The organism is Crocinitomicaceae bacterium (assembly GCA_016708105.1).
Taxonomy (GTDB): Bacteria; Bacteroidota; Bacteroidia; order Flavobacteriales_D; family Crocinitomicaceae; genus JADJGJ01.
Window position 1 is genome coordinate 1,699,163 of sequence record JADJGJ010000001.1, and the last position, 16,633, is coordinate 1,715,795.

The following is a 16,633-nucleotide window of genomic DNA, read 5'->3' on the forward strand; positions in this document are numbered from 1 at the left end:
ATTTTTTGTAATGCAAAGATGTTAATTCACCATCAAAGAGAACGGGATGCCGGTGTGAAATATTTCAAAAAAGGAATAATCTTTTGCACAATTATTTTGTTTTACTTGATTCAATGCCCATACCAAAGAGCGCGTAATCATACCATGCAGGGTCATGCGGGCGCCATTTTCTCAACGTGACCATGAGTTCTTCCAATGCTTGCCAATCATTTTGTTTGCGATTAAGCAAACCCAATTTGCGAGCTGAATTAGCAGTATGAACATCTAAAGGCACCATAAGTTCACGCATGGAAATAGTATTCCAAATTCCAAAATCAACTCCTTTGTCATCCTTTCTTACCATCCAACGCAAAAACATGTTCAGTCTTTTACAGGCTGAATTTTTCAAGGGTGATGATATATGTTTTTCAGTGCGCGCCGGATGCTCCTCCTGAAAGAAAAAATTTCTGAAATGAATCAGTCTGTCTCGCAGGTGGCCTTGAAATGCTGCACCACCAAACATGGTTTCAAGTGTGTTGTTTTTTTGATAGTGTCGGGCTAATCTTTGAATGAAATAATTAAAATCTTCAGCATTAAAAGTTCTGTGCACAAAACCTGAAGAGAGCAAGTTTCTTTCAGATGTATTCATCACAAATTCAAGCGGACGATACTCCATCAGATTCAATAATTTTTCACCCGTATTAAGTATGGCTTGTCTATTACCCCAGGCAATGGTTGACATAATAAAGCCTGTTATTTCAATATCGGCCTTTGCGCTAAATTGGTGTGGAATTAAAATTGGATCATGCTCAATAAACGATGTTGAGTTAAACAACTTTGCTTTTTGATCGAGAATTTTTTTAAGCTCTTGAAGTTTTTTATCAGATAATGCGGCCATCTTTCATTTCAAAAACGTGATCAGCCATTTTAGCAAGCTCGCGGTTATGTGTAACAATAACAAAGGTTTGGTTCAGCTCTTTCTTTAGATTGAAAAAGAGCTCATGCAGTTCTTTTGCATTTACTGAGTCAAGATTTCCTGATGGCTCGTCAGCAAATATTACATCCGGTTGATTCATTAAAGCCCTGGCCACGGCAACGCGTTGTTGTTCACCACCTGAAAGTTGTGAGGGCTTGTGATCATATCGGCTTGTTAAACCTAAATAGTCAAGCAATTCTTTGGCTCTTTTCTGGGCAGCGGTTTGATTCACTCCTCCAATCATGGCCGGAATAAGTACATTCTCAAGTGCTGTAAATTCAGGTAATAATTGATGAAACTGAAAAATAAATCCCAGATGTTTATTTCTGAATCGGGCAAGTTCTTCACCGGAAAAAGATCCAATGGTTTGACCATTAATTTGAATACTTCCCTGATCAGCTTTGTCAAGGGTTCCAAGAATTTGCAATAATGTTGTTTTGCCTGCGCCTGATGCGCCCACAATACAAACTACTTCACCTTTTGCAACGCTCAAATCAATCCCTTTCAGAATGGATAGTTCACCATAATTTTTGTAAATTCCCGACGCAGTTAACATGACATGCCAAAAATAGGTAGTTTTGTGTAGTCACCATTCAAATAAGAGATAAATGTTTCAAGAGAATGATAATTTGTATCCTGCCAAACCTGAAATGGCAGCCCCGCGTCAAAGTTCGCGCTTAACGGGTTTTATCATTTCTCTTGTGCTGGCTTTTATTCTTTTCATTGTTTTAGTTCCGGGGAATTATTTATTGGGCACTGAAATAATACTCATTCTGTTGTTTCATGAAGCGGGTCACTTGATCATGATGAAATATTATGGATACAAACCAAAAAACGTCTATTTTATTCCTCTCTTAGGAGCCATGATAAGCGGTACAAAATCTGCAGTATCACAGCGTGAACGCATCATGGTTAATTTGATGGGTCCTTTGCCCGGTATCATTATTGGATGTGTTCTATATCTTGCGGCAATGAATCGTCCAGATCAATTTATTCTCGTTGAATTATCTTTACTCTTGTTGTCAATTAATATTGTTAATCTTCTGCCTCTTGACCCGCTCGATGGTGGCAATATTTTTGAGTTACTTTTCTTCCCTGCTAATGAGAAATTGAAAATGGTTTACACGCTCATTTCCTCTTTACTTGTGATTGGTTTGGGTGTGTGGTTTTCATTTTATCCCTTGATAATTTTTGGCTTTTTAATGGCGTTTAAAGTACGGGCATACCAACGCAGCAAGGCTATTCATGAAGGTCTTGAAGAGATGGATATTAATTACCGTAAATCATATCAAGAATTATCAGACCGAGAGTATTGGACTATGCGAAGAGTTTTTTTAGAAAATAATCCGCGCATCAAAGAAATTATTCCTGAAGAAAATGTGATATGGGAGAATGAACGATTACTGGTTGATCAAATTAACCAGTTGTTGCGCAATCGGGTTGTCAAAGACATGAGTTTAATCCAAATTATTTTAGCCGTGCTAATTGTATTGTCTGCACTTATCTTACCGGTATATTTGGTTTTGAAAAACTATCATCTTGTTGAATCGTATCTTGGTTATGCAGCGGTTTAAAATTGGCGATAGGGTAACAGTACTCAATGAATCAATTTATGGTGTGGTTATTGAAACCGGCATAAAAAAAAGCAAGGTTGAAGATGATGATGGATTTGTAAGAGAATATCGCAATGAGCAACTGGTACTCAGTAAAAAAGAAGACCATTATAAACTGCACGCCATTCAGACAAAATCAGAAATTAAGCAACCTGCAAAAGTATCTAAACCGGCAGTCAGTTTGCCAAAAAAAAGCAGCGCAAATAATCCGGCTGAAATAGACTTACACATCGAAGCGCTTGATCAGGATTTTATAAGTACAGATATTAATCAGGCATTACAAAAGCAAATGGTAGCTTGTAGGTCGTTCGTTAAAAAGCATATTGAAAAAAGATCTAAAAAAATTATTTTAATTCACGGTAAAGGTGAGGGTGTACTCAAGGCAGAAATCTATCATTATCTTACAAGATTATCAGCTGAAACAGGTTTGGATATTGAATTTCATGATGCGTCATCTCATGAATATGGAAAAGGCGGAGCTACGGAATTAATATTTAAATGGTCATGAGAGAAGCAAAAATCTTAGCAATATTATATTCAGTGCTCTTTGCACAAATATCTATCTCGCAAAATGCTGATTCTACTAGAATTCTTAGGCATCTTGAAAATATTATTGATACAGAAAATTATAGAAATTATCAACAAGTAGAAGTGCTCAATCAGGTGGCTGCATACATCTACACAGAATTTAATGAGTATGCTGACACAACATGTTATCAGGCATATTTAGTAAATGGTGCTGAATACAAAAATGTAATTGCTCGGTTTGGACCACAAGAAAAACCAAAATTGATAGTAGGTGCTCATTATGACGTTTGTGGTGATCAAGATGGTGCAGATGATAATGCAAGTGCAGTTGCCGCTATGCTTGAGTTGGCAAGGCTGCTACATGAGATAAAGCCTCAGTATTGCATAGAACTGGTGGCATTTACTTTAGAAGAACCACCTTTTTTTGCAACGGATAAAATGGGTTCTTACGTTCACGCCAAATCTTTACATGACTCAGAAACGGAAGTATTAGGTATGATTTGTATGGACATGATTGGCTATTATAATGATGAAAAAAAATCACAGAAATATCCCATTCCTTTTCTCAAACTTTTTTACGGTAGCAAGGGAGATTATATTACGGTAGTTCAAAAGTTTCATCCGGGAAAATTTTCACGACAGGCAAAGCGTGCATTCAAAAAGTCTAAAGACTTAAAAGTGAAAAGTATCAAGGCTCCGGAAAAAATGCGAGGCATTGATTTTTCAGATCACCTCAACTATTGGAATTTTGGATACAGCGCCATCTTTATCACCAATACAGGTTTTTATAGAAACACGCAATATCACAGAGAAGGTGATACGCTTGAAACGCTTGATATAAGCCGAATTACACTGGTTTGTGATCAACTTTACAAGGTAGTTTCCGAGATTTCGACGAATAACTAATAACAAGGGAATAATCCATCTTTTTAGTCGATCAAAATGAATATATAGTGCCTATTTTGGGTTAAATTCCATGTTTTTTCAATTTCGCAACTAAGAAATTTGACCGTTTGAGCAAACTTATAAGTGGGAATTTCGTTAAATAGAAGTAACCCAACATAAACTATGAGAAAATTATTATTCCTGCTGCTGATTTTTTTTACAGCCAGCGCGAATGCCAAATTGATCAAAGTAACCAGTACCGCTGATTCCGGATCTGGTACCCTGCGCGAAGCCGTTGATGTGCATTTAACCAATGGTGACTCTATTTTGATTGATGTAAAAGGAGATATCAAACTTCAATCACGCATTTTAATTAATGGATTTTCCAATATTACCTTATTGGGGCCATCACCCAAGCATTCTACCATTATGCCATTGGATGGAGGATACACCGATGCTTCACTGATAACAATAACCAACTGCAGTGATGTGTTCATTCGCAATTGCGGCTTTGCAGGGGAGACAGGACTCAGCATGACCATGCTAGAAATTACTGCAAATGCAGGCGAAACTTATATTGATCGCTGTTTATTTCAATCCAATGAAAGTGTAAGTTATGGTGGTGCTATTTATGCTGTTGGGGCTAACGTACAAATCAGATCATGTTCGTTTATCAGCAATCAAGGTACAAATGGAGGAGCCGTTTACTTGAGTAATACCATTAGCTTGATTGAAAACTGTACATTTTTTGATAATAATGCCAGTATTGGCGGAGCAATTTATGCATATCAAAATACTGCGCTTAATTTGAGTTACAATACAATTTATCAAAATAATGCAACCACAGCTGATGCAATTTATAGCAATGCAGCAACTAATACCATTCACTTTGTCAATAACGCAATAAGTGAAAATGGTGGTGCCGGTGATTACCAAGTTACAGGTTCAGGTGGCTTCACTTCAGGTGGTGGCAATTGCCATCGTCAAAATTCGGGTGGAGAAGTAGTACCCTATGCAAGTGGTGGTGATCAATTTAGTCCGACCTTGTTTTTTGGTCTACGCACCAGTGAAGTGATAGATGGGTATGGCATGATTTATTTTACAATCGTAAATTCTGGCAGTGTCTTGATTGATGTGGGGGGGCCTGCTTTACCGGGTGTTGACATGCGCGGTGCACCGCGAAGTTTAGATGGTGATAACGATTTTACTCCCCAAGCTGATGCAGGTGCATGCGAATACACTCCATTGCGTGTAACAACAACAGCTAGTACATCAGGTACGCCTAACTCATTGCCTTGGGCGCTTGATCCGGCACAAAATTTAAACGCGGTGAATTATGTTGAATTTGATTTGCCCTCAATTCCTATTTCTATTTCACCCACCAGTGATATGTTTCTTAGTGGTAACTACATCATTGACGGATATTCACAAGATAGCACTGCTGTTCCTGGGCCGGCAACTGAAGGAGCAAGTGGGGTTACTCCGGCATATATTGCGGTTGAAATTACCAACTCAGGTGCAAATGCAACCGGAATAACCGTGAACCCTGTAAGTTCAGAATGTCTGATTTCTGGTTTGCGTATTACCGGTTTCAACAGTTATGGTTTGGATCTTGGTGGACAAAATACCAAGGTAGAAGGATGTGAAATTGGAATCACAGATGCAGATGTTGGCGCACAAAATAAATCAGCAGGTATCCGTGTCACTAATAATAGCAATATTATTGGCGGAGGCATGCACTGGAGTAGAAATGTGATTTCAGGCAATGGTGTTACAGGTACCCTTAAAACGAATATTTATTTAAGTGGTGGATGCGGTGGCAATATTATTCTAGGAAATATTATTGGTGCAAGAGCAGATGGCAATGCCGGATTTACCGGTACAACGTGTCTTTATGGTATTTATAATGCTTCAAGTTCTGCAATTATTGGTGATATTGGCAGAGGAAATCTTATTTCAAAACATACTGAGGGTATAAGATGTCATGGCAGTAGCAATACGTATATATATTCAAATAAAATTGGTACTGATTATGATGGGATGATTGCCCTGTCAAACAATTCAGGCATTATAGTTGCCAATGGTGCCAGCAACACAGTAATTGGTAAGCCTGAAACAGGTGGAGGCAATTTGATTTCAGGTAATTTATCAACGCAAATTTCAATTAATCAATCAAATTCAACTTTTATTGAACACAATATTCTTGGTTTAGACACGACAGGAAATGCAGCCATTCTGACAACGTCACAGGGAATTTATATTGGACATGCTTTAGCTGATAATGTTACAATAGGTGGCTCAACACCACAACATGGAAATGTCATTTCAGGAAATCAATATGGAATTAATATTGCTTCAGCAGGATTCAATTGTAATATTCAAAATAACATCATTGGTCTTAATAGAGATGGAGATGCTCCATTAGGGAATAGTTTGAAGGGAATATTTGTACAGGGTGGTGCAACAGATCCTGTTCATATTGGAAGTGCCGGGGCGGGTAATGTTATATCCGGACATTCAAACGCAAGTGCCAAGGGCATTGATATCCAAAATAGTTCAAACCATATTATTCAAGGTAATATTATTGGACTTGATAAAACCGGAACATTTGCCATTCCAAATCAAGATGGTATTTATTTGACCGGCTCTAATTCTGTAACAATAGGTGGTAGTTATTTAGCTAATGAGGGAAACGTAATTTCAGGTAATACGCTGTCAGGAATAACCATGGTTAGTGGTTCTGATGGAAATTTTGTGAGAGGTAATTTGATTGGCACTACTGCAGATGGTTTATCTGCAATGGGCAATGGGCTCTATGGTATTTATGTTGGTCAAACAACGAATACATCTATTGGTGATGGTCCAAATTTCCGCAATGTTATTTCAGGTCAATCTAATTCAAATGCTTATGGAATTTATCTTGGCAATACCGGTTCAAACACGATAATTAATTCAAACTTTATTGGATCTGATATAAATGGTACTGCACCCATTGGAAATTATACCGGAATACAAATCACTGATTCGCACACCGCATACATTGGTGGAGTACCTGCTCAACGAAATTATATCGTAGCATCAACTAATGTGGGGGTTGTTTTTGATTCACCTTCAGCCAGTATTTTGAGTGGAAATTATATTGGTATTGGTGTTGGTTCAGCATCTGCATCAATGGGTAATACAACAGGTGTTTTAGTAATTGAACCCAATGCAGATATTGGTGGTGTTGATGTAAATGTAATTGCCAACAACACGGGTCAAGGTATTCTAATTAGTGGTGACGCTACTGATTTTGTTGTGGTGACCAATTGCATTGTCGGTACTGATGAATCATACACTTCAGGTATTGGAAATGTGCTTGAAGGTATTGTGATTTCTCAGGCTGATTATTGTGAAGTAAGCTCATGCACAGTTATTGGAAATGGTGGAGCGGGCATTAAATTGTACAACAGCGCAAACTACAATTTAATTCAAGGCAACAATATGTATGACCTGGGAGGAACAGGATTAACTAACCTCAATGGTATCCACCTGCAAACAGGTTGCAGTCAAAATCAAATTGGAGGTTTGTTTTCTTCTCCTGAATCTAATACTATTGGAAATTCTCAAAATTATGGTGTCTATGTTGAAAATTCAGATGACAATGAAATTTACGGAAACCTCATTGGTTGTGATATAGCAGATGCACCGTTTCCAAATTCGTACGGCGTGTATATTCAAGATTCTGATCTCACTTTGATTGGTGATCAGGCCGGAAAAATGAATGTCATAAGTGGTAACACCAATTCAGGTATCAGATTAGTGAATGCATCCAGCACAACCATTCGTTCAAACATGATTGGTGTAAATGAAACCGGAAATGGTCCCGTTCAAAATCAAATTGGTATTGAAGTGACAAGCGGAAGTTTGAATACCGTTATTGGTGGTTCAAACAATACTGCATGGGCAAATACTATTTCAACAAATAGTTATTGCGGAATTTATATTGCAGAAGAAGGAACAACGGTTCAAGGTAATTATATTGGTTCAACTGCCGGAGTGCTTGGTCCAATGTTTAATCAACAGTATGGAATTGTATTGGCCGCCGGTGCTGAAAATTCTTTGATTGGTGGTGATCGTCCCATTGAAGGGAATTATATCACATGCAATTCTGTAGCTGGAATTTTAATCGAAGACGGAAACAATGACATTCTAGGAAATATTTTTGGAGTGAATACAAGTTTTTCACCGTTGGGATCACAATTGGTTGCTATTGAAATATCAGGTGCTGATGCCGCAAATAATCAGATTGGAGACAATTCAATTGGTGTACCTCAATATGGTAATATCATCATGAACCAAACCCAGTCAGGTATCAAAATTCACAACGGAGCAAATAATACCATTATTTCTGCAAATCACATCGGTCTTGACCCTTCTAACAATACATCTTTTACTCAACCAATCGGCATTGAAATATTGGGCACCGCCGGTATTGACAATCAAATTGGAGAAGCAGTTATTGGTGGTGAAAACAGAATCAGCGGAAATGTGGTAGGTATAAAATTAGATGGTGCAGTGCATACATTCATTTATAATAATCGTATTGGAACTGCTGATGATGGAGTAGGTGTGTTAAGCAATGCCCAACACGGAATTTATTTATCTGACGCCTCATTTAATACAATTGGTGGTACAGGGCTTGAGTCAAATGTAATCTCAGGCAATGCAGTGAACGGTATTTTTATTGAAGGTGTGCTTTCAACTGACAATATCATTTCAGGTAATATCATTGGAGCAGGATTGGGCCTGGTAACGGCAAACGCAAATGGCGTAGGTATTAAAATTGCGGGTGGTGCAAGCAATAATTATATTGGTGAAGTTGGCTTTGGTTTAGGTAATAAAATTTTGGGTAATGATCAGGCTGGAATTGTTGTTGATGCATCCGTATCAAATTATTTTTACAACAACCGTATTGGATTACAATTCAGTAATACGCATGGTATAGTTTTACAAAACGGAGCTGAAAATAACATTATCGGTGGTGTTGTTGCACAGCGAAATATCATCAGCGGAAATGATAGTATAGGAATTGCAATAATCAACTCTGAGAATAATCAGATATTGGGTAACTTCATAGGTCTGTCTGAACCCGGCAATACTGCTGTGCCGAATCTTATTGGTGTTTATTTTTCAGGCGCAACGTTCAATACAATTGGTAATAATTTAAACCGGAATATCATTTCTTGCAATTTGGCTGCCGGAATTATTTTTGATCAAGCATCTGACAACAATACAGTCAAAAATAATTACATCGGAACAGATTCAACTGGTAACAACTATTTTGCCGGAGCATCAAACGGAATTGGAATAATTGTAAAATATTCTTCATCAAACATGATTGGAGGAAACCGCACTATTGATGAACATAATGTGATTAGCAATAATGCAAATCAAGGCATCTATCTAGAAGGTGCAAGTTCAAATGAAATTTATGGTAACCACATTGGAATTGGTTCTGTAGGTGATATTTTTATTCCAAACGGACAAGAAGGAATCCTACTCAGATTAGGTTCTAATTTAAATCTGATTGGTAGTTCTGGTTCAGGTTTGATGAATTCAATTTCAGGTAATGCAAAAGGAATCTTTATAAAAAATTCTGATGATAACATCATTCAATCAAACTATATAGGTACTGATTTGGATGGAGGAAGTACCTTGGTAGGATCACAAAATCAAGCAATCGGAATTCATCTTGACTCAGCATCAACTGGCAATGAAATTAGTGAGTTGAATGTCATTTCAGGTAATCTTGATAAAGGAATTTTTATCAATAGTGCAGGTACAAATTCTAATGCAGTGTTAGGAAATTATATTGGAGTTGATATAACAGGAAATGCGGTGCTGACAAACCAAATTGGTATTTCAATTTCAAACGGTGCCTCACTGAATAATATTGGAGGTGGTCTGGTATCTGACAGAAATATTATTTCAGGGAATGTGGGTTCTCAAATCGTGTGTTCAGGTGCGGGAACAAATGACAATTCAATTCTTGGAAATTATATTGGTATTGGTACTGATGGTGGTACAAGCATTGGAGGTAATGTTGGAATAACACTTGACAATAATGCAGGCACAACCTATATTGGAAATTCCGGTGCAGGTGAAGGAAATATCATTGCCAACATGACTTTGCATGGCATTGTCGTAGATAACAATGCAAACAACTCAATCATTAAATCAAACCGCATTGGTATTGATGCAAGTAATTTTTCAGCAGCTTGTCTTGGAAGTGGAGTTTATATCAACAATTCACAAAACACTATTATTGGAGGCGTTGGATTAGATGAAGGAAATGAAATTGCAAACTGCAATACCGGTGTAATGATAGGGCAGGTTATAAATTCAAGTGGCAACCAGATTTTAGGTAATCTCATTCATGACAACACGTTTCAGGGTATTGATTTGGATGGTGATAATGCAGTATTGGCTAATGACGGAAGCATGGTAACAGGCAACAATGATGAAATTGATTTTCCTGAAATTTTTAGTGCGTTTGATTGTGGAGGAACAACGCATGTAGGGTTTAGAACAGAAGTTCCGCCAGGCACCTATATCGTAGAAATTTTTTCAAATACAAGTCCTGATGCAACCAATGGAGAAGGGGAAATATTTCTTGGCAGAACAACAATTTCTCCTGTTTTTGTTGGAGATTCTGCTGATATTGATTTGGGAAGTTTTGTTGCACCCGGAACATCAATCACAGCAACCATAACCGGCCTTACCGGAACATCTGAATTTGGCACAAATTTCATCGTAAATTCAGCTCCTTCATTTCCGGTGTATGCCATTTCTGATGAAACTTGTTTAGGTGCTGCCGATGGTATTATTACCGTGAGTGCACCTGTTGCATATATGTTTAGCCTTGATGGAAATCCATCAGTATTTGGAAATGCTGCATACACGTTTAATGCCAACTCAGGAATTCACGAGGTGAAAATATATTACCCAAATGGTTGCATTGATTCAACTGATATTACAATTAATGCAGGTACTCCATTATCTTTTGCTTATACTGCGGCTGCAGATACTTGTTTGAGTTCATTAGGCAGCATTGATATTACTTCAGTACTTGGTTCGCCGGGTCCATTCAACTATTCTTTTGATGGAGGATTTACATATTCTGCTACGCCTGGCATTATAAATATTGCTGCCGGAAATTATACGGTAATTGTGCAAGATCAATTGCTGGGTTGTACATCATTACTCACTACGGTAAGTGTTGTAGCTCTCACAGATATTGAAGATGAAAGTTTTGTCTTTGATGATTTTTGTGCATTAACTGATATTGCTTTACCTACTTCAGTTGCCACTGCAGGAGGTGTATTTTCTTTTGAAACTGTTCCAAGTGATGGTGCAGTAATTAATGCCGCAACCGGTGAAATTACCGGATTTGTGCTCGGAAATTCATACAGTGTAATTTATACCATTGGTCAATGTAGTGAAAAAGATACAATCAATGTGAATGCATTAGATAATGATGATCCTACTTTTTCAATGGATGATTTTTGTGATGGTTCTCCACAGAATATTGTCATCAGTGGTCTATCAGGTGGTACCTTCTCTTTCAATCCTGATCCGGCTGATGGTGCTGTTATAAACTCAGCAACAGGTGAAATTTCAGGTATTGGAGGCACAACATATACTGTTCAATATCTAACTAATGGCGCTTGTCCTGATTCAAGTACCGTGATGGTCACCGTACTCTACAAACCTGCAGCTCCTCAAATTATAGTTACAGATTCTGTGTATTGTCCGGGAGATATTTTTAGTGCGCTATCTGTTGCAACAGGTACTTCAATTGCTAATTGGATGTTAGGCTCATCATCATCAACGGTATTGAGCACGGATGCCAGTTTCACACCAACAATTTTAAGCAGTGGAGATAATTATATTTATGTTGTTTTGCTTGATGGATCAACTTGTGCAAGTGATGCTGACAGCGTGAATTATTACTTGTCTGATATTTCTTCTATGACCGCAGGATATGATGTTCAAACCTGTTTAGGTTCTTTGATTCAACTTAACGCAAGCGGTGCAAATACGTACCAATGGTCAGATAATCCAAATCTTTCTGAAACTGATATAGCCGACCCAACCGCTGAAATTGATGATGCAGATTTTTATGTTGTTACATTGACAGATGTCTATGGATGTGTAAAATCAGATACCGTAAGTGTTACCCTTTTGCCTTTAGAGGATTGTCATGTTGAAACGTACAATTCATTTTCACCGAATGATGATGGAAAAAATGATTTTTGGGAGATTGACGGAATAGAAGGGTATCCTGAAAATACGGTAATTATTTTTAATCGTTGGGGAGATAAAATGATTGAATTTGAAAATTACAATAATCAAACGGTGATTTGGGATGGATCAAATAAATCAGGTAATCCCGTTCCGGCAGGAACATATTATTACGTTGTCAACGTGAATGGTGATCAGAACCAGAGTGGTTGGGTACAGGTAACCAGGTAGTGATCAACGCTAATTAAAAAATTATGGTAAATTTGAATAAGCTAACGACCTTACACGTGAAAATAAAATCATCCGCATACCGACTTTTATTTGCTGTGATCGTTCTTGCAACCGTAGGACAATCAGTTGAAAACTCTGTCTATGCTCAGCAAGATGCGTTGTATAGCCAGTACATGTTTAATCCGTTTGTGATTAATCCTGCTTATGCAGGTACGCGCAATTCAATGAGTGCTGTTGTTTTACACCGCAGTCAATGGGTTGGTATTGCAGGTGCACCTACCACGCAAACTGCTTCTATTCATTCTCCGCTTAACAAATACAATATTGCCTGGGGTGTAAATCTTGCGCATGATAAATTAGGACCTACCAGAAATATTATTGCCGCAGTTACCGGTGCATATCATCTTAAATTCAGAGAAAGTAAATTGTCTTTTGGTTTAAGAGCAGGTATATACAACACCGTTTTCAACAGAAATATTCTCAATTTTAAAGAAGATGGTGACATCATGGATGTGGGTGGTGTGACTAGTTCTCTGGTTCCTAGTTTTGATTTTGGTGTATATTATTACAAAACAAAATTCTTTGCCGGTTTATCATGGACACACTTGTGGGCGTCTCCGTTTAAGTTTGAAGGTTTTCCTGAAGAAACTAACTTGTATCTCAGAACGCACATGATGCTCAACATGGGATACGTTTTTGAATTCAATCGCAAATTTGTTTTGAAACCATCTGTTTTAATTAAAAGTACTTTTCAGTCTCCTGTAAATATTGATATATGCCTAAGCGCCATGTTCTATAAAAGATTTTGGATTGGGCTTGCGCTCAGACACACCTCAAGTATCAACTTGTTGCTTGATGTGAATGTGACAGACTTTATGCGTATTGGATATTCGTATGATTTTTTGGTGAATCAACTTGCTAATTTTTCAAGTGGCTCACATGAAATTTTTGTTGGTTTTGATTTTGACTTGAAAAAATCTCAAACCATTTCACCAAGATATTTATAGGACAGAAAAAATACCAACGCATGAGATTACTGCAATTATTCTTTATCCTTCTGTTCAGCACTCAGCTGGCTTTTAGCCAAACATATCAGGTAATGGAAACCGTGATGACAGGCTCAATGTCTGACATTAAGGAAATCAATTCTGAGGGTATTGACTTTGCTCCTTTTGTCAGTGGTAATAAATTGTATTTTACGTCAAGCAGAGAATATGATGTGATTAACCTTGGCGAAAACAATTGGAAAAATGGTGGGTATCTCAATATTTATTCTGCTGAATTTAAAGGTGAAATTTCTGCTGAAAGCAAATTCAAAGATGTTGAACTGGTATCAGAAAAACTGAAAGGAGAAAGCCATACCGGACCTGTTTCATTCTCTGTTACCGGTGATACCATGTTTTTTACTCAAGTGATAGTTAATCAGAAAAAAAACAAAAAAAATAAATTCAGACCTCAGCTTTTCATGGCGGTGCGTGATGGCAACCAATGGACCAATATTCAGGCTTTGCCATTCAATGATAACACCTTCTCCTTTGGACACCCTTGTTATGATTCAAAAAATCAACGTTTGTATTTTGCCTCAGACATGACCGGTGGTGCCGGACAAAAAGATATCTATTATGCTGATTTAAAAAGCGGAACCTGGTCTGCTCCGGTTAACATGAAAGAGATTAATTCATCTGCAAATGAAATTTATCCCTTTGTGATTGAAGGCCATTTGTTCTTTGCTTCTGATCGTGAAAGTGGAGTTGGCGGCCTAGATATTTATTGGAAAAATCTTTCGCAACCCAATGATGCCGTTGAAACCGTGAATGATTTGAATACGCCTTCTGATGACTTTGGAATTTTTATTTTCCCCGGTATGAAAACCGGTTATATCTCTTCTAATAAATCAGGTAATGATGATATCTATTTTTTGAATATTGAAAAGAAGGTAACTATTAGAAATGATTTGGCAGGTATGTTTACCTACCGCAATCTGAATGGTGAAGCAAGTGGTTTAAAAGTTCAAGTTGTTGGTGAAGATGATTTGGTTTTAGATGAAACTACCACTGATGAAAAAGGTGAGTTCATTTTTAAAAATTTGAATATTGACGGTTCGTATACCTTGCGTGTGATTACTGAAGAAGAATTGAATCTGGTAATTTATGATGAGAATGGAAACCCGGTTGTTGATTTGGTTACAGATGAAAATGGAGAATTTACCTATAAAAAACTTGAGTTCACAAGTTCGGGTATTCCTGGTTTGATTCCTGAAAATATGATTGAACCGGGTGATGATTTTGGTCATTTGAGTGGACAGTTAATTTATGAAGATGTACCGGGTGAATATCCTGCAAACGTTGCAGTAATGTTATATGATGAAGACGGAAATTTGAAATTCAAACAAGTGACGGATAACACCGGAAATTTTGATTTCAAACAGCTTTCAATGGAAGAGAGTTACATTTTAAAAGTTGAGGAAACTGATGAAGAGTTTGTTCTCCTTATTTTTGATCAATATGGTAATGTAGTAGCTCAGTTAAAAGCAAATGAAGAAGGAGAATTTGTATATCGTAAGCTGAATGGTGATCATGTAAAAGGTCTGCCTCTTTTAGAAGAAACAGAAGATTTGTTTGAGCTGGAAACCCAAACTATTGCCGGTTATTTTGAGTATGATCATCTCAATGGAATTTCACCTGAAGGCTTGACTATTTATGCTTACAGTGATGACGGAATTTTATTGGCTGAAACGCAAACTGATCAAAAAGGTGAATTTCGTTTCCGCAGCTTACCGGTTGAAACCAATATTTTATTCAAAATTGATGAGAGTGATCCGGATTTGAAATTGGATGATTTCACTCTGTACATCTATGATCGTTACGGAAAAAAAGTAGCAGGTTTGTCACGCGGACAAAATGGATATTTCATTTATAAACCATTAGGTTTTCAGCAGTCAAATCTCTCACAAATTGATGAAGATTCATTGGATATAGATCTGGCATTAACCACCAATTATGATATTATCAACGTGTACTTTGATTCAAATAAAGCCAATGTAAAATCTGATGATTTGGATGAACTGAATAAATTGTACAACCTGCTAAAAGCAAATCCAAACCTGCGTATGGAAATTAATGCCTACGCTGATGCGCGCGCTTCAGATGATTACAATCTAATCCTCTCACAAAAACGAGGTGATTGGATTGTTGACTACATGGTTAAAAAAGGAATTCCGGCATCACGCTTCATTGTAAATGCCTACGGTGAAACCAAGTTGGTTGATGAATCAAATGATGCCGTAAATCGTCGGGCTGAAATTAGGTTGTATTAGTCAGTTAGGTTAAAGGAAAGTTGCCTCAGCTCATTCCGAAAAACTAATTCCTTTTTCCAATTAATATCAATTCATCCTTTATGTTTTGAGATGCGAGCGGATTATTAGTTTTCAAACTATGAATCACATCCAAATTCTCACGGGTAAAAAACTCTCGTAGATATTTTTCTTCATGAAAATAAATCATCACTTCATCACCGTGTGAATTCACTTGTTTTTTTGAATTAGCATATTCACCTTGTATGGCACTCAAATAGAGTAGTCCTCCCGGTTGTAAAAGTTTAGACGCGTCGTGGATTAGTTTGAGGGTGTCTTCAAAATTGAGATATGGCACGCAAAAACCTGCAATAATGCCTTGAAATTTATCTTTGATTTTATGCAAATCTCTAAAGTCCATCATTTGCACACTGGCACTTGGACAATTGGTTTTAGCCAATTCAAGCATGTTGACTGATAAATCTGTTGCGTGAATTGCCAAATCAGGCCGCTTAGTGTTGACATACCGCGTGATATTGCCGGGACCACAACCTAATTCAAGCAAGCCCGAATTTTGTGGTAGATGTTTACAAAATTCATCCATGCTCTCAATATATCTGCTCACATCCATGAATTTTTCAGCATAATCTTTTGCATATTTATCAAATACTGCAACGGTTGAACTGGTTGTTTCCATAGCCATCTTTTTAAGCAATGTAGTGATTTACCAGAAATAAATGGGCTGGTTTCTATTTATAATTATTCACTACTTTAGCGCCATGTTTAATTCATTTCATCCTGAACTTGAGCAAATGCCTTGGGTATTTTTACCCGGTATGTAAG

Annotated in this window: 9 protein-coding genes; 6 read left to right on the forward strand and 3 right to left on the reverse strand. The window is 37.4% G+C overall.

Translation table 11 applies throughout. From position 1 onward, the window contains the following. Positions 1–91: 91 nt before the first annotated feature. Positions 92–877, reverse strand: a complete 786-nt coding sequence (locus IPH66_07430) for a TIGR02757 family protein (protein ID MBK7129176.1) — start codon at positions 875–877, stop codon at positions 92–94. Further along, positions 861–1,511: an ABC transporter ATP-binding protein gene (locus IPH66_07435; GenBank protein MBK7129177.1), complete on the reverse strand. Its 651-nt coding sequence runs from the start codon at positions 1,509–1,511 to the stop codon at positions 861–863. The genes IPH66_07430 and IPH66_07435 overlap by 17 nt, the downstream gene beginning before the upstream one ends. Before the next feature lie 52 nt (positions 1,512–1,563). Between IPH66_07435 and IPH66_07440 the strand changes: the two genes are divergently transcribed. The 6 genes from IPH66_07440 to IPH66_07465 all read left to right on the forward strand — a co-directional run bounded on the left by IPH66_07440 (position 1,564) and on the right by IPH66_07465 (position 15,814). After that, positions 1,564–2,529 carry a hypothetical protein gene (locus IPH66_07440; GenBank protein MBK7129178.1) on the forward strand — a complete coding sequence of 322 codons (966 nt, stop codon included), beginning with the start codon at positions 1,564–1,566 and terminating at the stop codon, positions 2,527–2,529. Further along, positions 2,495–3,076: a Smr/MutS family protein gene (locus IPH66_07445; protein MBK7129179.1), complete on the forward strand. Its 582-nt coding sequence runs from the start codon at positions 2,495–2,497 to the stop codon at positions 3,074–3,076. Before IPH66_07440 ends, IPH66_07445 begins: the two co-directional genes overlap by 35 nt. Then, the gene (locus IPH66_07450; GenBank protein MBK7129180.1) at positions 3,073–4,002 is read left to right on the forward strand and encodes a M28 family peptidase; all 930 of its coding nucleotides are present in this window, start codon (positions 3,073–3,075) and stop codon (positions 4,000–4,002) included. Before IPH66_07445 ends, IPH66_07450 begins: the two co-directional genes overlap by 4 nt. A 162-nt stretch (positions 4,003–4,164) precedes the next feature. Next, positions 4,165–12,498 carry a right-handed parallel beta-helix repeat-containing protein gene (locus IPH66_07455; protein ID MBK7129181.1) on the forward strand — a complete coding sequence of 2,778 codons (8,334 nt, stop codon included), beginning with the start codon at positions 4,165–4,167 and terminating at the stop codon, positions 12,496–12,498. Between the two features lie 32 nt (positions 12,499–12,530). Continuing rightward, positions 12,531–13,505: a type IX secretion system membrane protein PorP/SprF gene (locus IPH66_07460; GenBank protein MBK7129182.1), complete on the forward strand. Its 975-nt coding sequence runs from the start codon at positions 12,531–12,533 to the stop codon at positions 13,503–13,505. Positions 13,506–13,525: 20 nt separating this feature from the next. Then, complete coding sequence (locus IPH66_07465; GenBank protein MBK7129183.1) at positions 13,526–15,814, forward strand: OmpA family protein; 2,289 nt, start codon at positions 13,526–13,528, stop codon at positions 15,812–15,814. Positions 15,815–15,857: 43 nt separating this feature from the next. Here the strand turns inward: IPH66_07465 and IPH66_07470 are convergent, their stop codons facing one another. After that, positions 15,858–16,487 (reverse strand): class I SAM-dependent methyltransferase, encoded by a 630-nt coding sequence (locus IPH66_07470; protein ID MBK7129184.1) that lies wholly within the window; start codon positions 16,485–16,487, stop codon positions 15,858–15,860. Positions 16,488–16,633 lie beyond the last annotated feature (146 nt).

Bases quoted from the DNA above. Each gene is read 5' to 3' on its own strand.
- IPH66_07440 (MBK7129178.1), top strand. From the start codon at position 1,564: ATGTTTCAAGAGAATGATAATTTGTATCCTGCCAAACCTGAAATGGCA.
- IPH66_07465 (MBK7129183.1), top strand. From the start codon at position 13,526: ATGAGATTACTGCAATTATTCTTTATCCTTCTGTTCAGCACTCAGCTG.
- IPH66_07455 (MBK7129181.1), top strand. From the start codon at position 4,165: ATGAGAAAATTATTATTCCTGCTGCTGATTTTTTTTACAGCCAGCGCG.
- IPH66_07470 (MBK7129184.1), bottom strand. From the start codon at position 16,487: ATGGAAACAACCAGTTCAACCGTTGCAGTATTTGATAAATATGCAAAA.
- IPH66_07435 (MBK7129177.1), bottom strand. From the start codon at position 1,511: ATGTTAACTGCGTCGGGAATTTACAAAAATTATGGTGAACTATCCATT.
- IPH66_07450 (MBK7129180.1), top strand. From the start codon at position 3,073: ATGAGAGAAGCAAAAATCTTAGCAATATTATATTCAGTGCTCTTTGCA.
- IPH66_07430 (MBK7129176.1), bottom strand. From the start codon at position 877: ATGGCCGCATTATCTGATAAAAAACTTCAAGAGCTTAAAAAAATTCTC.